We start from the raw sequence: 25,550 nt of genomic DNA, 5'->3' as shown, positions 1-25,550 counted from the left end.
TTGATGAAGTTTATCAACTATCTTTAAAATCAACTAATTTATCAAAACAAAATAGTGAGTTTTTAACAAATAACTTAACTAATTCAAAAGATTTTACTGAAAATAAACAAGAAAATATAGAAAGGATATAAATTGTATGGCAATTTCTCCAAATGTATTAATCCCTTATAATAATGTGTATGACCAAACAACTATTACTACTTATTCAGAGGGTTTTAAATCTTTAGAATACATTAAAGCATTTGAAATATTTGGAAATGATATTAGTAGTTATACTTTAGAAGAAAGACAACGTTGTTTAACTCATTTCTTTAATTTATTTAAATTCTTAAGATCTAATTTATCATTTGTAATTATGAATAAAATAATTAATATTAAAGACTATCTTAATATTTTAAATGAACAAATAGAAGACATTAAAAAAGACACTTTATCTGAAAATGTTAAAGAATCTAAAATTCAAACAATTTATGAAACAATAGATATACTAAGTTCTAGAGAAGATGAAGAAATTTTAACTAAAAAATATTATGTGTTTTATTATAATAAGAATTTAGAAGAACTAAATTTAGATACTATTTTCTTAAATGAACATTTATTAAATACAAAATTAAATTGTAAACAATTAGAATTTTATGAAATTTTAACTGTATTAAAAGACATTATTGAACCATCAATTAACGATTTTAATGAAAAACAATTTGAAAACATCAATTATCAAGATATTGAAATAGCTAACGTTTTAGAACCTAATAAACTATCTTTTAGTTCAGACTCTTATAAAACAAATAAAAATATTATTTCAAATATTAGTGTTGTTGACTGTTATCCATTATTTCCAGAACGTTTTTGAGCACTAGACCTTGTTAATACTGATTCAACAGTTATTATTAAAATTAGTCAAAATGACGCAAAAGAATTTACTAGAAATTTAAATAGAGCAATTGAAAACATAGAACTTCAAAAAAGAGATATTAAAAAAAGAAATGTTGTTGAAATTTCTGCAAAAGAAGTTGAAATTAATAATTTATTAAATCTAGTTTCATTAATTAATGATTCTAAAGAAATTATTAAAAATGTTAACATTTATTTAATTACGAGAACTAACTCATTTCATTTAAAAAAAACACTAAAATTAATTGAAAAAGATATTAATATAGATGGTTTTTCATTAAATAATTTGACTTTTCAACAACTAGACGCCTTTAAAAGTATGTTTCCAAGAACAGATGATGAACTATCAGAAAATTTCAGAATTGAAACAACCACTTCAACTTTAAGTGAATCATATCCCTTTGTTAATCAAGCTTTAATTCAAAATAAAGGGGTTCTTTTAGGTAAAAATAATTTAGGTGAATTAATTATTTGAAATCCTTTTGAAAATTTAGAACCAAATTCAAGTTTTTTGAATGCTAATACAACTATTATTGCAAAATCTGGATCTGGTAAAACTGCGTCAACTATAGCTATAGCTGATAGATTAATTTCACAAAACAAAACTAAAATGATGTTTATTGACCCAGATAATGATTATTTAACATTATGTGATAAATATAATGGAAAACATATTAATTTGGGTTCTGGTTTTGAATCAAGAATAAATCCTTTGCAAATTTTATACCATTTAAAAGATGAAACTAAAAAAGATAAATCTCACTTAGAAGATAAGTCTGATGTTAAGTTAGCAAATTCAAACGAAGTAGTTATATCTAATCATGTTGGTTTTTTAGAACACTTTTTTGATATTATTAACCCAAATTATGAAATTAATAGGTATATATTAAAAATGATTAAGTCACTTTATACAAGATGAGACTTTATAAACAAAGATTTATTCAATTTAAAAACAACTGACTGACCTACTATTAATGATTTAATCAATGAATTTTATGATTTTAAAAAAGATAGAGAAAAAGAAGATGAATATGTAAATGAAGCAATGTGAAATAATGCTTTAGAATTCTTAAAAGATGAATTTACTGGATTTGGTAAGTTTTCACACTTATATAATGGGCATTCAACTTTAAATACTCAAGATTCAGAAGTAATTGTTTTTGATATTAAGACTTTAATTGAATCATCTAACTTTAAAATTATTCAAGCTCAAATTATGTTATTAACAGCATTTACTCAAAATGAATTTGAATTAAATTCTAAACTATCAAATAAAAATACTATTTTAGTGATTGATGAAGCACACTTATTAATTGACGCACAAAATCCAATTGCTTTAGAGTTTATTAAAAAAACAACAAAAAGAGTTAGAAAAAAACGCGGTGGAATTTGACTAATTACTCAAAACATTAATGACTTTTCTGACCCAAGAATTTTAACTCAATCAAGAGCAATTTTATCTAATATGCAATATAAATTGTTTTTACAAATGGATTCAGAAGAAATTGAAAAATTAGCAGAATTACTTATTAATGATGGTGGTTTAACGCAAAGTCAAAAAGAATTTTTACTATTTTGTGAAAAAGGACAAGGATTATTGATATTTAGAAACTCTGTTTCTCAAAAAGTTACAATTGCTCCAACTGAATTAAGTAAATCAGTATGAATTCATAAAAAAAACAAAAGTAAGGAGAATTAACAATAAAAAAAGATAAATGAGATGTTGACAACTTTTTAGTTGTTGATTGACCTCAAAAAACTAAAGAACAAATTGATAGAGAAGTTCAAAAAAATGTAGATGAATTATTTTCTAATCCCGAATTTATTGAACTTCTAAAAAGACTAGAAAAAATGTAATCTTTAATCCAAAAAAACTAGAACATAAGTTTCTAGTCTTTTTTGTATTTAAATTTGCTTAAGAAAATAAAAAAAAGAAACCTATAAGGTTTCTGCATAACAAGTAGTACGGAACCCATTAGGTTAAACTTTCGTAAATAAAAAATAGCGGGGGGGATTTAAGGTCTGTTTTCCCCCGCTATTTTTTATTTTATTTAACATCTCGTATAACGCATTTTAAAGGGGTATATAAGCTGTTTTTTTATATAGTAGATGGAAAATACTCATTTTGACAAAAACTCTTTTATTGCAATAAATTTATTATCTTTATCATATAAGGAATTACTTTGTATTTTCATATTCCATTTTTATATTTACTTTTTCTTTTTTTAAACATTTTTATCTCTTTTTTTAGATTTGTTATTTTTGTTTGAAATTTTAATAACTTTGTTTTTCTTAATTAATTTTCTTCTTCTTCACCAGAAGTAAGTAATTACTCAACTAGCTCCTAGAGTTAAAACACCAGCTGCTATAATTCAATTTCTATCTTTTTTAGTTAATCCTAATATTCATTTTTCCTCAGGTTTGATTTTATCTTCTGGTTCTTTTGGTGTTGGAGTTGGTTCTAAAGTGTCATCTTCTTTTTCCCATCATTTATCATTAGTATTTGTTTCACTTTCAGGAGAAACGTTTCCTGGTTTATGAGGACTAACGTAATCTCCTGGTTGCTCTTCATTAGATGGATTTGTTGGATTTGATGATGTTCCATTTTCATTACCTGATCTAGAACCATTTTCATTACCACTTCTATTTGATGAAGAACCATCTCTATTTGAATTAGAACCTGGTGTTCTACTATCGGGATTTCTTGATGAATTATCACCTGGTATATTTTCATCTCTTCTATTAGTTGAATCATCATCTCTTGATGAATCTGAATCATCTGGAGAAAATTCATTATATCCAGGTTCTGGTGACTTATCTTCATCAGGTAATTCAGGTTTGATTATTTCATCAATTGTTGAGTCTTCAATAAAGAAAATGTTAGTTGAACCTGTAAAATGCTTATTTTCATTTTTAGCGGTGATTATTATTTCATAATATGAATTAGATTTTTTTTGGATTTCAATTTCAAATTCATCTTTTTCAGGTTTAAAAGTAAGTCTTGAAATTGTGTCATTAAAGTGTTCAATTATTTTATTTCAAAAATATTCTTTACTTTCGGGTTGTTCAATTTTTTTAACTCTAATTATAGTATTGTGTTTAAAAATATTATCTATTCTTGCCTTTTCAACTATATTAGTATTATTTGGAGATTGAAATTTACCTGTTAATGTGCCTTTAAATATTTTGCTATTATTTTTAGAAATAATATCAAAAGTGTAATTTCTAATAAATCTATTTGGTCCTGCTCTTTCTTCTTTATTCTTAACTAAATTTAATTCATTTAGAAATTCTTTAGATGATAAACTATCATATCCAAGTTTTTTAATATTATTTTTATTTAGTTCAATTAATTTATTCATTAAATCTAAAGAAGTAATCTTTTCATATTGTTTTTTATTAATTCAACCTAAATCAGTAATTTTAAATAATTCTTTAACATCTAATTGTTCAAAAATTGTACTTGGAGCATTAAATTTTTTATCATCATTAATAAATCACTTTTTATTTGATGAAGAAATATATTGACTATTTTCTAAAGCATAAATAACTATTCTATAATTTGAAGATTTTCCTTTAGTAAAGAAATCATTGATTTCTTGAGAAGCAAAAGTTTGATTTCTTTTTATGCTCTCTTCTAATTGTTGATCAGTTTCTTCTTTTTTAGCTAAGAAAAATTGATAATCTTTTCCTAGAGTTAAAGTAATATCTTCATCTTGTTTTTTGTTTTTAATTATTGATTTATTATATTTTGAATTAATTTGACTAGAAACAGTATTTGTAATAAATTTTCTTATGTCTTGTTCGTTCAATTTATCAAAATTAGTATTTATATCATAAAATGAGAAATCATTTAAAGAAGTTAAATGATATAAAGAGTTTGTGACTGTAAAAACTTTAAATTGATTTCTTTTTAGTATTGTACTAAAGTCACTAGCACTAACTTGAATAGACATTTTTTTATTTTTATTAGACTTGTCAAAATTAATAAAGTCATCAGAAATGTTATTTTCATTTAATTCTTTTACTTGACCAAAACTATTAACAATTTGAATGTTTAAGTCATCTAAAGTTATTTTTGTTTCAGATAATCAATTGAAATTTCTTAAAATATGATCTTCAATTAATTTTTTAGCTTCTGTTTTATTTTTAACTAGTTTTAAATTTAAATCTTCAATTTGTCTTAAATCACGCTTAACAACATTTACTAAATCACTAGATTTTGATTGAATTATTGAAGAAATATATTTTTTTCATAAATAAACAATTTGTTCATAATCTAGTTTTTTTATTTCAGAAGTACTCATTCCTAAATTTGAATAAAACGCAATGAAGTGTTTTGCTTGACTAGTTTGTCAAAAGTTTTTAAATTTTCATTGACTATTTTTTCCATTTTCTTGTAATTGTTTAAAGTCTTTTAAACTTAAGAAATCTTTTAAGTATAACTCAAGTTCTGGATCAAAGTTAGTATCAACATTATCAGTGTATTTATGGTCTATATAAACATATTTATGAATAGTAGTTCCTGGTAAATATTCAGTAGGTTTGATTATTTTATCAATAGGTGACGGTACTTTTTGAATACCTTTTTCATCGTATTCAGGTTTAATATAATCTTTTAAAGTAATTCTATAATGTCACAATCCACCAATGGAGTTATTGTTATGACTATTAACTAGCACTGGAGAATTATTGTCTTTTATATCATTAAAAGTTTTTGGGTCAACTTTTATTTTTTCTATTTTTTCAATTAAATTATTTTTTTTATCTGCAAATAAGTGATCAATACCACCACGAGTAACTAAAACTTCAGCAATAAATCCTTTTTCAAGTTTTTCATATCTTTTTTGAACTTCTGATGTATTGTCTAAATTTAAACCATCAAAAACATATTTATCATCTTTATCTATTAAATCTGTTGGGAAATTATCATAATCTCAATTTTGGGTTGGATCAGTTGTATTATGTCTTACAAAAATAAAGTTAGAAATGAATCCGGTTTTTGGATTTAAATTTGGTACAAACTTTGGATTTGATTGCCTATTACCATCTTTGTCAAATAAAAATTCTTGAGTTATTAATCATTGATTATATTCTTTTGTATTTTTATCTGCTTTTTCATCTGGTTTTCAACCTAAATTTTTAATTTCTAAATTTTCTTTAACTATAGGTTCAATTTTAATAGTAAATTGATAGTTAATTTTTTGTTTACGCTCTGGGTTTTTTGAAGTAATTTGAATATTTCATTCTTTTTGAGTTTCATCATTTCACTTATTAATTAAAGGAATATTAAAAGTTTCTCTAAAAGTGTTATTATCTGATGGTTCTTTAATTTCATCATTAACTACTAAAAAATCTGATGGATCATCTGATTTTCATTCTAATGTAACATCTGAGTGATAAACATAAGTTTTTGGTTTTGTATTTAATTCAGGATTTGAATCTGTTTGTGTTTGTTTTATTTCAGGAATATCTTTAATAAATTTATTTGATTTTGTATCAAAGTACTTACCTGACTCTAAAGTTAAACCATTACCTAATGTAATTTTTTTATTGAATTCATCAGAACCAGAAACATTATAATTTATATAAATTGTTTTAACTTTGTTATTTTCAATATCTAATATATCTTTTTTATATTTAGAATTAGAAATAAAATTAATTTTAATTCTTTTTCTGATAGTATCAAAACTAATTGTGTGTTCAAACAATTTATTTAAATCTTCTTCTGAGAAATTTTTTTTAATAGGTTCAATAAATAGTTTTTGAATTCTATCTTCAATAATTTTATGTACTAAAGTATTGTTTGTGTATAAATTAGAACCATATGTTTGAGCTGTTATTTCATCTTTATTTATAACTTCGTTTTTAACTGTTTGGTCTGTTATATCGATGCTATAATCAGCTATTATGTTAATATCAGATGATAGTTGATTAAATTTATTGTTAATTTCAGACTTAAATGAAGTTGCATTAAAATTTATTTCTACTGGTAATTCAAATTGTGTAGGAATATTAAATGGTCTTTCTGTAAATGGTCATTTAGCAAAACTATTAATAGGCAATATTACTTTATTTTTTTCAAATTTAAGATGAGATTCTAAATACCTATCATCTAATATTTCATCAAAATTAGGAAAAGCCCTATTAAAAAATGTTTCAGTTAAAGAAGAGTAATTTTTACTTTTAAAAGAATTTAATTCTTCTTTGAATTTATCTAAAACTAATTCTTTATTTGATTTAGTTTTTTCACCTGTACCAACTTTGTAGGTTTTTTCATCATTAATAATATCTGATGTTTCTGAATTAAAAGTAAATTTGTTCAAATGATAAGTTTTATCTTCGTGCATTAAATTATCTCAATATTTGAAATTTGGTTGAATTTCAATTTTATCAGCCAAAGTTTTTCCAGCAACAAAAATAATTTCTTTTTGATTATAGGATTCTGACACTAATCTTATTTTAGTGAAAATTTTTAGTTTATTATTTTCAAATTTGAATTTAACAAATGATGTTCATTTTCCTCCTCCTAATTGGTTTGGTTCACCTTTTTTTTCAAAATGTTCTAATTCAATTCAATTTTCTTGATTTTTTAAATCATCTATTTTAAAAGTTTTAGTAATTTTAGAGTGATTTTTAATTAAATCAGGATAAGCGTACAATCTATAATTATCAATAACATTGAAGTATATTTCACCTCCACCTGGTGGGCCATAACCAAAGTATCCTCCTCTTAGAGTAGGAATACTTTTATGTTTAAATGTGCTATCATAAATATCTGCTTCTTTATAATATCTTTCTATACTAAATGAAATACTTATTTCAGGAGAAATAAGTCTTAAATCATCCAAATTAGATAGACCTAGTTCAGTTAAATCAATTTCTCCAGTTTTAGCAAAAAAATGTTCTTCAGCTGCTCAGTAACCATTTAAATATTTTGTATCTCCTTTTAATCTTTTTTCATCTGTTCATTCATCTAAAGATGAGGAACCATAATGTCAATCTGTTGTGTAAATATAAGGTGTAAATTCTGAGTTAGGATCTCAAGTTTTACCAACTCTAAATGTAGGTGCTTGAATGTAATTAGATTCTGATGAAGATAAATTGTTAAAAGTTAATTTATCTAAACTGGTTTTATTGTTAAAAACAAGAAGTGATAAACCAACACTAGTAGTAGTGAATGTAGAAATTGCTAGAAATGTAAGCAATTTTTTCATATTTTTTTGTCCTCTCTAGGTATATCAAGGTGTATAACTTGATATATCTTTATTTTTTAACTTGGGGTTGGTGTTCAGATTTTCATTCAGGGTTAACAAAGCCTATATTCTGGCTATGTTTTTTTACTACTTTTGAAGTGTTTCACATTGAAATATCTTGGTTAAAATTTTCTGCTCCAGCAAACATTCAACTCATATCAGTAACATTTGAAGTATCTCAGTTACCTATTGGTTGGTTGAAGTTAGTTGCTTGATAAAACATACTTGACATATCTCTTATTTTTGAAGTATCTCATTTTGATATATCTTGATTAAATGAAGTAGCACCGAAAAACATTCCGCACATATTAGTTACATTTGATGTATTTCAGTTACCAATTGGTTGGTTAAATGATTTGGCAAAGCAAAACATATTATCCATATCAGTTACATTATAAGTATCTCAATATTGAATTCCGTCAATAAATTCGTTTTCATTATCTTTAAATGCTTCTTTTAAACTAGTGATTTCTTTTGGTAAGGAAGATGGCACTTTTTTAGTTGTTGGATTAAATGGTTCAATTTGAATTTCGCCAGCTTCATTTGTAAAATATCCAATTTGTAGACATTCAGTTTTATCAAAATTATAAATAGCTTGTTTAAATTTATCTTTCATAAATAAATCCTTTCTATTTTAAAAGTGTTTGTTAACACTTTGATTTTTAAGGATTTAGATAAAAATGAAAAAAGCAACCTAAGTGGTTGCTTGTGTAAAACAAAAAACATTATCTAAAAATAACGTTTTTTGATATGGTTTCAATTCTGTTAAAAGACTTGAAAAAATTAATTAATTTTTCGATGTTAAATTAATTCTAACATAAATTATAGATATTTTAAATATGTCTTTTATCTAAGTTAATTTACGAAACAATGTTTCTAAGATTTTAAAAAAGATTATTCTATAAAAAACCAAGATTTAAAATCTTGGTATTTATTCTTTTTTTAACAAAAATTAATATCTATTTTAAATGCAAACTTGGTAATACTATTGGTAGGAAATTAATTGTATTTAAGGCAAATTTTTGGTTTGTGTCAACTGTTTTCAAAATAGATTGAATAATTGGTCAAGATGAAGCAACAACTACAATTCCTATAAGAAGAGCTATAATTCTTTTTAATTCGTGTCTTTTTTTAACAACATCTTCAGCATTTGAATAAGATATATAAGCTTTAATTGCCGATATACCTAAATAAGTACAAACTACAACTTGCACAATAATGATAATTATTGAAACAGGCCCTAAAAAAGTATTAATTATATTTTTTGCATTTAATGCCATTATATTTGTATTGAATGAGTTCATTTTTTTATCCTTTCATTTTTTTTATTTTTGTCTTTTTGATTTAGTTTTTTTAAATGGTAATTTAAATTGATTATTAGAATCTATTAGATTTTGTTATTTATTTTGTTAATAATCACTGCTTTTAGTTTCTTTAACAAAATCATTATTTATTTCTTGTCCAACACTCTCATATTCAGGTTTAACTTGGTTGGTTTCAACTTCAATTTCTTTAAAATCATTAGTTTTTAATGGTAATTCAAAAACTTCATTATGAGTAGGATTAAATGGTAAATCATAAACTTTAATTTCTTGATTATTAGAGAAATTTATTTGTTGTTCATTTAATGTCATTTTCTTAAAAATAAGCATTTTATAAGCTTGTTCTATTTTTTCAACACTAGAAGTTAAGGGAATTTCTAAAATTTTAAAAAATGATTCATTATCTAAATTACTTAATTGTTGAACAAATTGTTTTTCAGCTTTATTAGATGAATTAGCATAAATTTGTTGTTCAAATTTTGCTCTGGCTTTTTTGATTTGATCTAAAATTTGTTCATTCTTTAAGTCATTTTGTAAATCCATTTGAAGTTTTGTACGTTTATAATCAAGATTTTGTTGATGAAGTAGTAAATCTTTTTTTAATCTAGAATTATGTTGAAAAAGTTGAATACTATCATTTAATTCTTGTTTATGTAATCTATTTTGTTCTTTTATAATTCTTGGTTGTTTCTTTTCTTCTAAACGATCTTGTTTTTTAGCAAAATTAATTTGTTGATTAGTTTTACTATTTTCACTTTTCATTTCTTGTTTTTCTAATTTGGTTTGATTTATTGTTAACCTAGTTTGCTTTTTGATTTGTTGATGTTTATGTTTTAATTGGTGTTTTTCAAGTCTTAATTCAGCTCTAGCTTGTTTATTTGAATAGAATTGAATATATTTCTTTTTAACTTGAATTATTTTTGAATAATAAATTCAATAAAATGAACAAAACATTAAAACTAAAACATAACTTAAAGTTGCTATTGTAATTTTGTATACAAAATCAGTTTTATGAGGTTCAAAAAGTGAAAGCAAAATAAATAACCCAAAACCTAAAGTTGCAAAAAGAAAAATTAAACTAAATAAGATGTTATTTTTTTTATGTTTCTTAATTCGTTCTTTTGCTTGTTCACTTGTTTCAATGATTTTAAAATATGAATTGTTATTTACATATTCTATTGATTGATTCATAGTTTATTTCCTTTCTAAGTTATATAAGGTGTATAACTTGATATACCTTGATATGTTTTTTTAAAAAAAATACTAAGATAAATAAGAGATTTTGTTTGCATAAATTTCAATAGCGTATTCCATTGGATTAATGCTTTGTAAAGAAGTTTGAATTCACCCATTAACTGCTACAATTGTTTGATCAACTAACAACATTTCTTCATTTGAATTTTCTGTTCAGAATTTAATTTTGATATGGTTGAATTGATCTGATATTGCTAAATCTTCATCAGAAAAATTATTATTATCTTTAGGAAAAACTATGGTAAAACAAAGAAGTTTTTTTCTTTTGTCCGGAGAAATATCTATTACTTGACAATCATTTTCAATTCAACCAATAATATTTACTACGTTCATTTTTATTTAGTCCTTTCTTTGGGTGCCTAGATATATCAAGGATATACTTTGATGTATTTTTAAAAAATGATTAATTTAAATATAAAATTCTATTTGCAATAATTTCATTTCTGATATTTGTTAAATCATTATTTGAAATAAAAGATTCAATTCTTCCTTCAATTGCAACAACAGCTTGATTATGTAATAGAAATTCATCATCAACAGCATTTGATCAAGCTTTAATATTAATATAATCAAGTGAATCTACTTCTTCTGTTTTATATGATTTTGGTACTTTAACAACAAACTTATAAAGCTTTTTTTCTCCATCTTTTGAAGTATAAGCAACAGTTGCATCTCCTTCTAATTGTCCAATAATATTTACTACGTTCATTTTTATTTAGTCCTTTCTTTGGGTGCCTAGATATATCAAGTTATATACCTTGATATACTTTTTTAAATTGGGGTTGGTGTTCTGGTTTTCAGTTGGGGTTAGAAGCACCAATATTTTGTCCAAATGCATTTACATTAGATGTATCTCATTTAGATAAATCTTGATTAAATGAAGTTGCATTATAAAACATAAAACTCATATATTTAACTTTTGAAGTTTTTCAAGAAGATATATCTTGGTTGAAGTTTTTTGCTCCATCAAACATATAACTCATATCAGTTACATTAGAGACGTGTCACATTGAAATATTTTGGTTAAAACTATAAGCACTAGAAAACATACCTGCCATATTAGTTACATTTGAGGTGTTTCAATTACCAATTGGTTGATTAAAGTTTTTTACATTGAAAAACATATTTGACATATTTGTTGCATTAGAAGTATTTCACATTGAAATATCTTGGTTAAAATTTTCTGCTCCATAAAACATAAAGCTCATAAATTTAACTTTAGAAGTATTTCACATTGATATATCTTGGTTAAAATTTTCTGCTCAACAAAACATATAATTCATATTTGTGATATTTGAAGTATCTCAGTCTTGAATTCCATCAATAAATGCATTTTGATTGCGAGAAAATGCTAATTCTAATGAGGTTATCTCTTTTGGCAAAGCACTAGGTACTTTTTTAATGGTTATCGGCATATGTTGGATTTGAATTTCGCCAGCTTCATTTGTGAAATACCCAATTTGTAGACATTCGGTTTCATCAAAATTATAAATAGCTTGTTTAATATTTTCTGACATAAAAATCCTTTCTATAGGTATATCAAAGTGTATAACTTGATATACTTTTTTTATTTGTTAAATTTTGGTCTGTATTCTGGTTTTCATTTAGAGTCAGAACTACTAAAATTGTTTGAATTTTCTATATTTAAAACATTTCAATTAGAAATATCTTGGTTAAATGAAGTAGCTCCAGAAAACATCTCATTCATATTTTTTGCAAATGAAGTGTTTCAACCTATATATTGGTTAGATTCATCTCCTATTTTTTTAGTTGAAATTTCTTGATTAAAGTTCTTAGCATTAGAAAACATTTTATTCATATTTTTAACATTTGATGTATCTCAATTAGAAATATCTTGATTAAATGAATTTGAGTCTTCAAACATAAAACTCATATCATCTACATTAGAAGTATTTCAATTTGAAATATCTTGATTGAATAAAGTTGTTTTGGTAAATAATTCAGACATATTTGTTATATTTGATGTATCTCAATACTCTATTCCATCAATTGTTTTATTTTTGTTATCTGCAAAAGCAGCTTTTAAACTTGTAATTTCTTTTGGTAAAACTTTAGGGACTTTTTTTGTTGTTGGTTTGAATGGTTCAATTTGGATTTCACCTTTATGATTTGTAAAATAACCTATTTGAGTACAAATTGTTTCATCATTTGGATCATATAAAGTTTCTATTTCTAACTTCTCATTTGACAGTTGTTTTTTAAAATTTTCTAATTGATTAGTTAAAAAGGTTTTAAGATTATTTAATGTTTTAATAGAATCTGCTGATTCATCACTATTATCTGAATCTAAATGTTTTTGATTATCTATATAATCAATTGTTCTTTTTAATTGAATTACTAAATTTCTAAGATTTATTTGTGTTTTATTTAGTTCATATTCAGCTTGTTTAACTATAAATTTTCATCACTGAATTTGAATTTTTGATGGATAAATAAATTCATTGTATAAGCTTCTTATTTCATCTAAAGACAAATCTTTATCTTTAAATAATTCAATTTCTCAATTTGTCAATTCACTTATTAATTTAGTAACTTCTTTTTGATATATCCTAAAAGTTTCTTCTCAAGAATTATTAAAGGGTTTTACTTCAAAATTATTAGATTCAAGACTAACTAATAAACTAGAATCTAAATTTTTAGTTTCTGTTGAATTATCATTGAATCTTGGATTATTTTTATGAGTATTATTGTTATTAGATGAAGAATTAATATCTCTATTGTTTAAAAAATTATTACCACTAATACCATTAAAAAATCAAGAACAAGAAACAACCATTGGAGTTATAGAACTAGCTAATGTAAAACTTGAAAGAATAGCTAATAATTTTTTCATTGTTTAACTTTTTTGTATATATCAGGATATATATTTTGATATATCTTGATATATCTATTGTTCAGTTAGTAATTCTTTAAGTTTTTTAGCTGGTTTAAATTTTGCTGTTTTACTAGCTGGAATTATAATTTGTTCTCCAGTTTTTGGATTAATTCCTTTTCTTGAATCTTTTTGTAAAACAACAAATTTACCAAAATCTGGAATTGAAATTTCTTTATCTTTAATTAAAATTTTAGCGATTAATTCAAAAGTCTTATCAAAAATTGAATTAACTGTTTTTTTTGATACTTCAGTTTCTAAAACAATTTCACTAATTAATTCTTTTTTATTCATAAAATCCTTTCTATTTTAAAAGTGTTTGTTAACATTTTGATTTTTAAGGATTTAGATAAAATGAAAAAAGCAACCTAAGTGGTTGCTTGTGTAAAACAAAAAACATTATCTAAAAATAACGTTTTTTGATATGATTTCAATTCTGTTAAAAGACTTGAAAAAATTAATTAATTTTTCGATGTTAAGTTAATTTTAACATATTTTGTTAAAAACAACAAACTTAATTTTCCTAAAATACAAAAAACATTATATAACTCGATATATCTTTATATATTTTGCTATAACTCAGCACATAAAAACCTTTATTTTTCTAATTTAAAATCAAAAAAACAAGTTTTTTTAGCTTTATATTAATTAATGAGGAATCGATTATGAAATATGAATTTAACTTAAAAACAACAATTATTTTACAGTTAAAACAAAAAACTATTAAAGAAATATGTAAAGACTTTAATGTTAACTTTAATACTTTAAAATATTGAAAATATCATTCTGAAAAGATTTTAAATAACTCATATAATTATTTACTTAATAAAGCTAATAAAAAACATCTAGAACAACAAGGATTATTAAAAATACAAAACTTATGACAAAATACTAATGAAAATAAAATCAAAGTATTTAAACAAATAGAAATTATAAGAAAAAAATACAAAATTTCACTAAAACCTATTTTAGAATTTCTAAAAATTTCAAAAAGTTCATATTATAAAAAGTTAAAGCAACAGGTTAATAAAAATAAAATTACTAAAACTAATAAATTAGAAAAATTAATAAAACATATATTTGATAAAAGACCAAGAGGATATAGAAAAATTAAAGAAGCACTTTTGAAAGAGTTTAATTTAGTTATTAATCATAAAGTTATTTTAAAAATAATGAGAAAATACAAACTAATTGTAGGCTGATTGAAAAATAAAAGGCATAACAAACACAAATCCGGACATAATAAATTTAATATACCAGATTTAATTCAAAGAAATTTTAAATCAGTAATTGAATTTGGTAAAGTTTTATATACTGATGTTACTTATTTAATTTATAAAGGTAAAAAAACTTATCTATCAACTATGTTAGATGGTGCAAGTAGACAAATTATAGATTATAGAATTAGTGAAAAAAATAATTCTAATTTAATTAATACTAATTTTAAAAATGCTATTTATAAATTAAAACAGTTAAATATTAATACAAATAATATAATCATTCATTCAGATCATGCGCTAGTTTACGAATCTAACTCTTTTAGAAAAATTTGTAAAAAATATAATATTTTACAATCAATGGGAGCTAATTACAGTTGTACTGATAATGCTGTTATTGAAAGTTATCACGCTCAATTAAAAAAGAACACAATACATTCAAATAAAAAGAATTACAAAGATTTTAATGATTATTTAAAAGATGTAAATGAATATTTAAAATGACATAATCAAGAAAAAGAATCAAAAATCAATTTAAATAAAAGAAAAATTTTAAAATTTTAAGTTTTTAGATTAAAAGTAACAGAAAAGCATCTATTTTATCAATAGATGATTTTTGGCGTCATTATTTTTTTTATTTTTTTATCAAAAAGTATTTGAAATTTAAAAATAAAATAGTTAAAATAAAACTAACAATCATTTTAACTTAAATGATATTTTGTGTGTTTACTTTTAGGGTAGCAGTCCCGATATAAATGATAATGAACAAAAGATTTATAGATCAAATAAAGCTTTAAGCCTACATTCATCTAATGGTTATACTTCAATTATAGGTTTAGCTGGGAATATGTCTATTTATCCATTTCATTCAATCATTACAAAAGATTGTATTAATAATATCTCTTTAGTTGTTAATAAACAACCAGATAATAATTACTTAATTACAATCGATTTTGACTTTGATATACCAGTTTTTTCATCAACTTTTAGTGATTTAAAATCTCACGTAGCAAGTGATTCGAAGACTTTGAAATTAAAAGTTAGTGCAAAAACTTTTATAAAATAATTTTCCTGACATGTAAATAAGGAGTTAATTATGAAAAAAGCAACTAAAATATTACTATCTATATTACCAATTTCATCGATTAGTGTTTTAAGTGTAGTTTCATGTTCAACAACTAGTTCAAATAAAAAGGAATCTGATAAAACTCCAAAAACTCCTGAAAATGATTCGACTAAACCTAGTGAAAAACCTGAAAAACCTGAAGAAAACCAACCTAAAAAACCTGATGATCAACCTCAAGGTGATAATCCTAACAATAATCACCAACCACATAATGATAAACCTGTTGATCAGCCTAATATAAATAAAGATGAATTTGTTGATCTATACAAATTACCTAAAGAAATTTCATTTGAAAGGTTTACTTTTTATACATCAAAAGATGCCGCAACCGCACTAAGTCATTTACGAATGGATAGCTCAGTTATTAAACTTATTTTTTCAAACACTCATAGAAATATTTTTGAAAAATATAATATTAATTTAGAATTAGACGGAAATGAAAAAGAAGATGTTGAAAAAGGCTTGATAGATAAAGTAAAAGTTAAATTTGCTAATAAAAAAGATAAAAAATCTAAAATTATTGAGTTTACTTTTACTGGTTTTAAAGTAGTTCAAAAAACTCCCGATAAAGAAGATAAGAATAGTAAAAAAAACTATATAAAGAAAAAAGAAAAAATAGATAGTAAATTAACTGGTTTATATCCATCACTAGTTGCATATATGATTATGTATACTCAAGAACCTAAAAATTATAAGAATTTAATGCAAGAAGATTCAATAAATTTTGAGGGGCTAGAAAATAATAACCCTAACCTATTTGCAAACCCAGAAATTAATCTTAATGTTGTTGCATTAAAAGACTTATTGCTTGAATATAATAGGGAGTTAGGAAAACTTTATAAAGATAAAGTAATTGCCGTTAGTTATGATGATGTTAATGGTAAATTAGATTTAAAATTGTTAATTGAAAATATAGAAGAAAACAATACAATAGCTAGCAAATATTCAGAAACTTTAGAGTTTGATTTTGAAGGATTTAGAAAAATTGATTTAAAAAATCCAAATAAAAACGTATTATCTTTATTATTGCCGCAAAATAATTTTAAAGATATGATTAAAAATAATGTTTTTAAAAAGAAAATAGAAGTCTTGAAATCAGGAAAACAAAAAGAAGATAAGTTGTTGATAAATGAAGAGTATGCAAAGCGACTAATTTTTAAAAATTTACTAGTTCAAATAATTGATAATGAAAATAATTTATATAGAGCAACACAAACTTTGAGTCTTCAAAATAATAAAAAAAATAATTATGCTTCTATATTAGGATTGGCTGGAGGAGGATCTTTATATCCATTTCATACTATAATCAATAATGATTCAATTAAAAACATTTATTTAACAATTAATAAAGAAAATAAAAAACATAAAGTCACAATTAACTTTGAAGTTGATATTCCTATATTTGCATCAACAACTAGTGATTTAACTTCTTATGCAACAAGTGGTGATACAAATATATTAAAACTAGACATTACTACAAATGCTTTAATTGATTAATTATATATGTCATTAGAAATGAGAGATATATTATGAAAAAAGCAACTAAATTATTACTATCTATTTTGCCAATTTCATCAATTAGTTTTTTAAGTGTGGTTTCATGTACAACAAGTAGTTCAAATGCAAAACAACCAGATAAAAAACCTGAAAAACCAAATGAAAACACTCCAAAAACACCACCAAAACCAGATGAATCAAAACAACCAGATGACAACAATACAAATCCAGGTAATTCGAATAATGATCCTAATAACCCAGAAACTAAACCGGATCCTAGTGAAAACCACAATCTGATCAACCAACAGGTAAACCAGATGAAAAAAAATGACAAACCAAATCATTCAGATAAACCACAAGCAGATGATTCTAACAATAATAGAGACATTTTTTCTGACCTAGACAAAATATCTAAAGAAATTTCATTTAAGAGATTTTCTTTTTATACTCAAAGAGATGCGGTTACCGCACTTGTTGATTTACAAAAGGATCCATCAACAATTTATACAATTTTTTCTAAAGATTATAAAACTATATTTGATAAGTATCATATTCAGTTCTTAGCAAACAATGGAGAAAGTGCCAATAATGAAAGGAGTCTAATTGAAAAGATTAAACTTAAATTCACTCATAAGAAATTTGGTCAGTCAAAGATATTAGATTTTATTTTCACCGGATTTAAAAAGAACGAAAATACTAATATTACAAATAATAAAGAAAAATATATAACAAAAAAAGAAAAAGTAGAAAAAATAACAGATTTATTTCCGTCATTAATAGGTTATATGTTGTTATATAGTCAAGATCATAATCAATATGAAAATTTAATGGAAACAAAAAACGTTATTAATTTTGAAGACTTAGAAAATGGTAATTCATCATTATTTACAGATGAGGCACCTTTGCTTAATGTTGCAACTATTAAAGATTATCTATTTGAGTTTAATCCTGAATTAGGTAAACTTTATAAAGAAAAAATAACAGCAGTTAGATATGATGATTACAATGGTATTCTAGGTGTAAAACTAGAGATAGAAAATAGAGATTTTGATCCTAAAACTACAAAAGAACCAATTATAGAAAAAAAGTTTGTTTTTGATAATTTTAGAAAAGTGAATATAAAAGATAATGAAAAGAATCCACTATCTTTATTTTTAACTCAAGACAAATTTAAAGAAATGACAAAAAGCGGATTATTAAAAACTAAAATACAAGAACTTAGATCTTCAAATAAATTAGAAAAAAAGGAACTACTTCAAGACAAAAAAATAGACTTTCTTAAACAACAAATATTTAAAAATTTATTAGTAGATATAAATGACAATTCACATAATATATATAGATCACAATCAACTTTAAGTTTAGGTTCTAATAAGACTTATAAATCAATTTTAGGTCTAACAGGTGGCTTTTCAATTTATCCATTCCATACTTCAATTAATAAAGATTCAATTAAAAATATCTATTTATCAATTAATAAAGATGAAGAAAATGCACATAAAGCAATAATAGAATTTGAAGTTCACATACCTGTTTTTTCTACAGGATTTAGCGATCTAAAATCTTATGCAACAAGCGGAGATGAAAAATATTTAGTTTTAAAAATTGTACAAACCGCTTTAATTCAATAAACTTATATAAACACTAAAAAACCTAGACTACATCTAGGTTTTTTCTATTCTATTTATTATTCTTTAAATATTCTAATCCGTTTTGATAGCTTAATAAAAGTGTGTCGTGTTTTAAATTACTAACTTTAGCATAATCTAAAATAGTTAAAATTCTTTCATTTTTACTTAGTTTTAATTCAGTATTTCTAACTAATCTTTTAAGATCATCTTTTATAAAACTATTATTCAATCTTTTAATTATTTGAATCTTATAATCATTTAATTCATTTAAACTAATATTATATTTATGATTTAAAACTAAAATTACTTCATTTAAATAGTTATTAATAAATTCAATTACTTTATCATTCTTTAAAGCTTGATAAACATATAAATACTTGTTAAAACTAAAGTTTTTAAAAACAAACCAAGCTATAGAACAATGCAAAGCATTTAACATATAAATCTTTTTAATTATTTGTATATCAAAACTAGTTGTATAAGTTAAGTTAGGTATTTGTTTAAAATCACTTGGTCACTGAGTTTTATCAACAACTCATAAATAATAATTTTCACATTCTAAATAATCATTTAAAATGTTTTTATTACTAACTATCCTATCAACTAAAACATCAACAAAATAAATATTATTGTTTAAATTAGAAAAATAAGACTTAAATAAGCTACTAACTCTAATCCCATTTTCACAGCACATAATAATTAGTTTTTGATTATTTTTGATCTTATAATTTATTAATTGATTAACATAATAAATAATATGTTTTAAGTTTTTAATTCCAATTGAAATAGTTAATAAACTAACTTCATTTCAAGTATTTTTATAATTTATAAAATCAGTTAATAGTCAAGATGAAATGTTAGTTATACTTATTTTTTTATTATCTGAAGTATGTATTTTAATTAATTTCTGAGTATTTATTTTATTAACAATATCAATATTGTTATCAACAAAATAAATATGATCAACAATAGAGCTTAAAATTGGAGCAATAAAACCACAACCGATATTTCCTGCTCCAAAGTGAATTAAATTCATCTATTTTCTTTTAGTGCTTTTTAATCATTTAACATAAACAAAATCTAGTAATTGAATAACAAGCTGAGCTTTAATTGAATTAATACTTCACAACTCTGATTCATCAGTTTCAAAATATAAATATTTATCAAATAAACTAATCATTGAACTTTGTTTTGGACCAATTCCTATAATTTTTACTTTTTTATTTAATGATTCAGCAATCTTTTTAATATATTCATTTTCACCAGATATTGTAATTAAAATTACTAAATCATCAGGTTTTATAATATTTAAATAAGTTTTTATAGAAATATAATCTGATTCACTAATTGCTTCTTTTTGATACCAACGTAAACGTTGAATAAAATTTTTTGAAACATTATATGAAAGATTAAAAGCAAATAAATAAATTTTATTAGCTTTATTAATTAAATTTACAATTTCATTAATTGATTGAGTTTTTAAATTAATTTGTTGTTGTTTAATTGAGTTTAAAAGTATTTCAAAATAATCGTTATAAAATTTTGCTTTATCATCAATTCTTGAACTAATTGGAATTAATTCATTATCTATAATGATTGAATTTGAAATATCATTTAATCTGAACTTTAATTCATTAAAACCTTTTAAGTTAAGCTTTTCAGCAAATCTTGTAATTTTATTAGGACTTGTATTACATTCTTTAGAAATTGCTGTAATTGTTAAATTCTTAATATTAGTATAGTTTTTTAATAAATAAGTACCAATATTTTTGTAATCTTGACTGCAATCTGTTTTAATAAAATCTTTAATTTTTGTTAATAAATTTATTGCCATGTAATCACCCTTAATATTGATACTTATTATTAATTATTGTTTTGTACAAAAACTTATAACTTTATCTATTGTTAGATTTTTTAATAAGTCATTAAATAAATCATCATTCATAGCATTAATTGCGATATTTTCTAACATATCAATTTGATCTTCTTGTTTTAATGCTAAACCTATAATTAATTGTACTTCAGAATCATCTCAAATAAGTGGTTTTTGCAAGTGTATAACAATGATTAAAGAGTTTTTTAAACTCAACATACCTTCATAAGTTCCATGAGGAATTGCTATTTTACTTCCAATGTTAAAAGAACAAGCTTCTTGTCTTTTATTGATTGAATCAATATATTCTAAACTAACATTTTCTTGTTTTAAAAGTTCTTTTAAATGATCTAGACATTCTTGTTTTGAATTGAATGTTTTATTTAAATATATGTTTTTAGTTTCTAACATTACATTACTTGACCTCCTGTAATGTTAATAGATTGACCTGTACAATAACTAGCTTTATCTGAAATATAAAATAATAAAACATTTAAAACATCTTCAAAACTACATCCTCTTTTTAAAGGAACTTTATTAATATAGTATTGTTTAACTTCTGATTCTTTGATATTTAGTTTTTTAGCATATTGTGGAATCAGACTTTCAAACATTTCTGAATCTAAAAGATTACCTAACATTAGTGAGTTAACTCTAATATTATGTTCAGCTAAATCTAAAGCAAGACTTTGAGTTAATCCAACTCCACCAAATTTAGCTGCTGAATAACCTGAATTATATTTAGAACCAACTCTTCCTGATTTTGAATTAATTTGAATTATATTACCTTTTGTATTATTTTTAATCATTATTTTTGCTGCTTGTTTTGCTGTTAAAAAATATCCATCTAAATTAATTTTTAAACTTGTAATAAATTCTTGATATTCAAATGAAGTAATTTTTGCTGATTTTGCTCATCCTGCATTATAAACTAGTGTATTTATTGTTTTGTATTTATTTTCGATTTCGTTAAATACATTAATTACATCAATTTCATTAGTTAAATCACATACAAAAGTATCTATTTGATTATTTTCTAATTTTAATTCATCTAGTTTTTGTTTATTAACATCTAAAACAATTACTTGATAATTATTTTTATCTAAAGCTAAAGCTAAAAATTTACCTAAACTTTTAGCTCCTCCTGCAATAATAGCTACTTTTTTCATTATTTTTCTTCTCTGACTTCTTGTTTATTTTTTATCATTTTATATAAATCATCATATATGTTTTTGCCAATGAATTGTTCTACAGGATATATATAAGCACTTGGTGCTTTTTGTTGTGCAAAATCTTTAAAACTTTTCATAGTTATAACAATATCATATTCATCTTGTAAATCTTTAACAGCTAAATTTGTAACTTGAATATCATAGTTATTATGATTAACTCATTTTCTAATTAAACCAGCAGCCATTGCAGATGAACCTACTCCTGCTTCACAAGCAACAACAATTTTTTTAATATCACTATTATTTATTTTTTCTTCATAATTTTTATTATTAGAAAATTCAATCCCTTCATCAGTTATCTTAAATCCTTGTTTTGATTCTGTTTGTAAATGTTTTTTATCTTTTAATAATAATAAAACACTAATTCCAAATGCTATTAATGTACCAACAACAAATGCCAATAAATTAATTAATAACGCATATGTTCCATTAGATAAAGCAATTAGTGAAATCAAACTACCTGGACTTGGAGTTCCAATAGTTCCTCCTCCTAAATAAGAAGTAATAAATTGTGCACCAACCACTCCTAACATTGTTGCTAATAACATTTTTGGTTTTTTAATAATAAATACAAAATATACTTCATGAATTCCACCAATTGTATGAATTAATGAACTAGCTGTTGCATTATATCTATCTTCTTTTTTAGTAAAAATAATATAAGCTAGTAACAAACCTAAACCAGGACCAGGATTTGGATCATATAAGAAAAAGATTGATCTAGGGTTTGCAACTCCATTAGATCTTTGAATCTGAATTTCATTATAACCAATAGGTCCTAAAACACCATGATTTAAAGCGTTATTTAAAAATGATACTTTAATTGGTTCAGTAAAAAAACCTAATAAAGGAGCAACTCATTTATTATCTCCAAACAACTTAATAATTGAGATCATTACAAAAGTGATTCCTCACATTATTCAACCTCAACTTCAAAATAAACCTAAACCTAATACTATAGCATAAATTGCTAATCCAAAGTTTTTAACTAACATTTCTAAACCTGGATTAATTTTATGTAAATATAATTTTTCTACTTTTTTTAAAAATAATGCTGATAATGGTCCAACTATCATAGCACCAATAAATTGATTTGGTGAACCAGGATGAACTCACTTATCTCCTACTTTTTGTAAAATGTAGTGTCCATAAATATAATCAGTACCTGTGATTGTAGCAACAATAATAAAGGTTGCTATCATCCCACCTCTTAATCCATAAACTAATCTTCCACCATTAAATGCAATTAATATTGGTAAAAGTCACTTAATTCCTGGTTCAACTAATCTACCTAACATTGGAGCATCAAATCAACCTAGTTTTTTATTATGATCAAAATCATATAAGAACATAGCTGTTCATAACCCTCAAGCTAGTAAAATACCAATTGATGGCATAATCATTCCAGCCATAAAAGAACCAGTTTTTTGAATTTTAAGCTTAAATTTATTTGCTCATTCTTTATGAGTAATCTGAATTTTTGAATCCATCAAACAATTCCTTCCTAAAATTATATTAACCCATATTGTAAATATTTACAATATTATGTAGATATTTTTATATTGAATCTTATTGCAACAAAAAAGCGCCTTTTGGCGCTTTTATTATTTCTTTAAAATATCTTTTGTTTGTATTATATCAATAATATATCATCAATAATTGCTTTTATATCTTTGTTATATCAAATTACACCTTTTATATATCTTTAAGATATCACATAGATGTGATAATAATATAAATAATTGATATATAAAAAGAAAATAACTATTTTTCAATGCGTACTCAATAACCTATCTTATTAGAACCAACTCTTTTTAAAATATTTTTCTTAACTAATTTACTAACTGTTCTTTGCATTGTTATTCAAGCCATATCAAACTCATCTGCAAGTTCTGTTAATGATGAAATTTTTCCATTTCTATTGCAATAATTTAAAATTTCTTCTTCTAAAGAAGTTAGTAATAAAGTTTGTGATTTGGTTTTTGTACTAGATTCATTATTTATATTTTTAATATTATCTTGGACATTTAAAAATTCATCATCTGTTTTTCTTCTATAAAAACTAAAAGTAAACCCAAAATTAGAAATATCATATGAGTATTTTATATTTTCGCTATTACATAAATTAAACACGGTTTGAAATCCAGTTCCAAAATTTTCAACAAGATTGTTCTTATATAAAGTAGTTGCTATAAGTGGATTTGTCAATTTAGATGAAAGCTTACCTTCAGCAAAGTTTAAAGGGGTAGTGTTTAATGGGAAATGTCCTGGATTATAAATTCTTACTTCACTTGGGAAAATCGATATTTCATTATAATCACCATTAGTTATTCTCATATGAACAAAACTATTTACTACAATTTCACGAATAGCTTTAATTGGTATTTCTGGTTCTGGTACTCTTCTTAAATCTTTATAAACATACACTTGATTAATGTTATTAATTATATATTCAATAGACTTATTGATACATTCAAAGATATTTCCTTTAAATCTAATATTATCAATAAGTGTTATTTTTTCATCTGTTAAAAACTTACCTAATTTTATAGTTATTGGTTTATTTTTTGAAAATAGATAATAACCGGCATTATTTAATTTATCATTTTCCATTAATTCTAACTTTATTAAAGTTTCTTTAATACTTTTAAAAATAAAGTTAATCTTTCCTAGTTCATTTGCTTTTCTTATATAACTTATTAATAATTTTTCATCAACTTCTTCTTCACCATATTTTGTTGCTAGTTTTTCTCAATTAAAGTTAGTAAATTCATTAGTTAAAAATAATTTTCTAAGTTCATTATTATCAACAACTTGATCTTGATCATCAACTCTTATGTAATATTTTCTATATGCTGAGTACGGTCTTTCAGTACCATGAACTTCAACAGATATATAACTTACACCATTTTCTTCTAAAACTTTAATATCTGGATAGACATTTGGTTTAATATAATTTTTTATTTCATTTACAATATCAGCTGTTGTTGTTTTTCCAATTTGTTGTCCAATAATTGTTCCATCATTTTTGATTCCAAAATAAACAGTTCCACCATTACTTTTATTTAACATTGCACATAATGAAATTACTGCTTCTTTTAATTCAGCTGTACTTTTTTTAAACTCTATCTTTTCACTTTCTCTACTAAACATATAAACCTCAGAAAATTTCTTTTTTTAATCTAATAAGTATATTTATAGCTTATGATGCTTTATTATAACTTTAATATAGCTTTATTATAGCTTATGATGCTTTATTATAACTTTAATATAGCTTTATTATAGCTTATGATGCTTTATTATAGCTTTAATATATCATTATTATAGCTTATGATGCTTTATTATAGCTTTAATA

Annotated in this window: 19 protein-coding genes and 1 pseudogene; 5 read left to right on the top strand and 15 right to left on the bottom strand. The window is 23.4% G+C overall.

The genetic code is table 4. The features are described from left to right. Window positions 1-136: 136 nt before the first annotated feature. Window positions 137-2,593 carry an Mbov_0397 family ICE element conjugal transfer ATPase gene (locus MSB_RS00255; RefSeq protein WP_013447373.1) on the top strand — a complete coding sequence of 819 codons (2,457 nt, stop codon included), beginning with the start codon at window positions 137-139 and terminating at the stop codon, window positions 2,591-2,593. A gap of 526 nt (window positions 2,594-3,119) precedes the next feature. On the opposite strand, the gene MSB_RS05130 is transcribed toward MSB_RS00255, so the two are convergent. From MSB_RS05130 to MSB_RS00210, 9 genes are all read right to left on the bottom strand, one after another. Further along, window positions 3,120-8,111, bottom strand: a complete 4,992-nt coding sequence (locus tag MSB_RS05130) for a hypothetical protein (RefSeq protein WP_013447372.1) — start codon at window positions 8,109-8,111, stop codon at window positions 3,120-3,122. A 49-nt stretch (window positions 8,112-8,160) separates the two neighbouring features. Next, window positions 8,161-8,766 carry a BspA family leucine-rich repeat surface protein gene (locus MSB_RS00245; protein WP_013447371.1) on the bottom strand — a complete coding sequence of 202 codons (606 nt, stop codon included), beginning with the start codon at window positions 8,764-8,766 and terminating at the stop codon, window positions 8,161-8,163. Between the two features lie 343 nt (window positions 8,767-9,109). Further along, on the bottom strand, window positions 9,110-9,454 hold the full coding sequence (locus MSB_RS00240) for an Mbov_0395 family pilin-like conjugal transfer protein (RefSeq protein WP_013447370.1): 345 nt from the start codon (window positions 9,452-9,454) through the stop codon (window positions 9,110-9,112). 105 nt (window positions 9,455-9,559) lie between these two features. Further along, on the bottom strand, window positions 9,560-10,663 hold the full coding sequence (locus MSB_RS05125; protein WP_013447369.1) for a hypothetical protein: 1,104 nt from the start codon (window positions 10,661-10,663) through the stop codon (window positions 9,560-9,562). Window positions 10,664-10,735: 72 nt separating this feature from the next. Then, window positions 10,736-11,059 (bottom strand): thioredoxin domain-containing protein, encoded by a 324-nt coding sequence (locus tag MSB_RS00230; protein ID WP_013447368.1) that lies wholly within the window; start codon window positions 11,057-11,059, stop codon window positions 10,736-10,738. A gap of 70 nt (window positions 11,060-11,129) precedes the next feature. After that, entirely contained in the window at window positions 11,130-11,435 is a 306-nt protein-coding gene (locus MSB_RS00225) for a single-stranded DNA-binding protein (RefSeq protein WP_013447367.1), read from the bottom strand. Window positions 11,436-11,475: 40 nt separating this feature from the next. Then, window positions 11,476-12,243: a BspA family leucine-rich repeat surface protein gene (locus MSB_RS00220; protein WP_013447366.1), complete on the bottom strand. Its 768-nt coding sequence runs from the start codon at window positions 12,241-12,243 to the stop codon at window positions 11,476-11,478. 50 nt (window positions 12,244-12,293) lie between these two features. Next, complete coding sequence (locus MSB_RS05365) at window positions 12,294-13,580, bottom strand: BspA family leucine-rich repeat surface protein (protein ID WP_013447365.1); 1,287 nt, start codon at window positions 13,578-13,580, stop codon at window positions 12,294-12,296. Between the two features lie 54 nt (window positions 13,581-13,634). After that, window positions 13,635-13,913 carry an HU family DNA-binding protein gene (locus MSB_RS00210; RefSeq protein WP_013447364.1) on the bottom strand — a complete coding sequence of 93 codons (279 nt, stop codon included), beginning with the start codon at window positions 13,911-13,913 and terminating at the stop codon, window positions 13,635-13,637. Between the two features lie 371 nt (window positions 13,914-14,284). Here MSB_RS00210 and MSB_RS00205 point away from each other — a divergent pair, with 371 nt between their 5' ends. The 4 genes and pseudogenes from MSB_RS00205 (at window position 14,285) to MSB_RS00190 (ending at window position 19,090) form a co-directional block, all read left to right on the top strand. Continuing rightward, window positions 14,285-15,400 (top strand): IS3 family transposase, encoded by a 1,116-nt coding sequence (locus MSB_RS00205; RefSeq protein WP_013447363.1) that lies wholly within the window; start codon window positions 14,285-14,287, stop codon window positions 15,398-15,400. 184 nt (window positions 15,401-15,584) lie between these two features. Then, window positions 15,585-15,902, top strand: a pseudogene (locus MSB_RS00200) (LppA-related lipoprotein); the annotation flags it as partial. A gap of 30 nt (window positions 15,903-15,932) precedes the next feature. Then, window positions 15,933-17,459, top strand: a complete 1,527-nt coding sequence (locus MSB_RS00195) for an LppA family lipoprotein (RefSeq protein WP_013447362.1) — start codon at window positions 15,933-15,935, stop codon at window positions 17,457-17,459. A 32-nt stretch (window positions 17,460-17,491) separates the two neighbouring features. Next, window positions 17,492-19,090 carry an LppA family lipoprotein gene (locus tag MSB_RS00190; RefSeq protein WP_013447361.1) on the top strand — a complete coding sequence of 533 codons (1,599 nt, stop codon included), beginning with the start codon at window positions 17,492-17,494 and terminating at the stop codon, window positions 19,088-19,090. 49 nt (window positions 19,091-19,139) lie between these two features. Here MSB_RS00190 and MSB_RS00185 read toward each other — a convergent pair whose 3' ends face one another. The 6 genes from MSB_RS00185 to MSB_RS00160 all read right to left on the bottom strand — a co-directional run bounded on the left by MSB_RS00185 (window position 19,140) and on the right by MSB_RS00160 (window position 25,348). Further along, entirely contained in the window at window positions 19,140-20,126 is a 987-nt protein-coding gene (locus MSB_RS00185; protein WP_013447360.1) for a mannitol dehydrogenase family protein, read from the bottom strand. Then, window positions 20,127-20,924: a MurR/RpiR family transcriptional regulator gene (locus MSB_RS00180; RefSeq protein WP_013447359.1), complete on the bottom strand. Its 798-nt coding sequence runs from the start codon at window positions 20,922-20,924 to the stop codon at window positions 20,127-20,129. It lies immediately after the preceding gene. Between the two features lie 33 nt (window positions 20,925-20,957). Next, the gene (locus MSB_RS00175) at window positions 20,958-21,374 is read right to left on the bottom strand and encodes a PTS sugar transporter subunit IIA (protein ID WP_013447358.1); all 417 of its coding nucleotides are present in this window, start codon (window positions 21,372-21,374) and stop codon (window positions 20,958-20,960) included. Then, a complete protein-coding gene (gene srlD / locus MSB_RS00170) occupies window positions 21,374-22,132 on the bottom strand; it encodes a sorbitol-6-phosphate dehydrogenase (protein ID WP_013447357.1) in 759 nt (252 codons plus the stop codon). The genes MSB_RS00175 and srlD overlap by 1 nt, the downstream gene beginning before the upstream one ends. Beyond that, a complete protein-coding gene (locus MSB_RS00165; RefSeq protein ID WP_013447356.1) occupies window positions 22,132-23,685 on the bottom strand; it encodes a PTS transporter subunit EIIC in 1,554 nt (517 codons plus the stop codon). Before MSB_RS00165 ends, srlD begins: the two co-directional genes overlap by 1 nt. A 274-nt stretch (window positions 23,686-23,959) precedes the next feature. Beyond that, a complete protein-coding gene (locus tag MSB_RS00160; RefSeq protein WP_013447355.1) occupies window positions 23,960-25,348 on the bottom strand; it encodes an RNA-binding domain-containing protein in 1,389 nt (462 codons plus the stop codon). Between the last annotated feature and the right edge of the window lie 202 nt (window positions 25,349-25,550).

It is taken from the genome of Mycoplasma leachii PG50, assembly GCF_000183365.1.
GTDB lineage: Bacteria > Bacillota_I > Bacilli_A > Mycoplasmatales > Mycoplasmataceae > Mycoplasma > Mycoplasma leachii.
The sequence above is the reverse complement of the archived record's forward strand: the minus strand, read 5'-3'. Positions and strand labels throughout refer to the sequence as shown.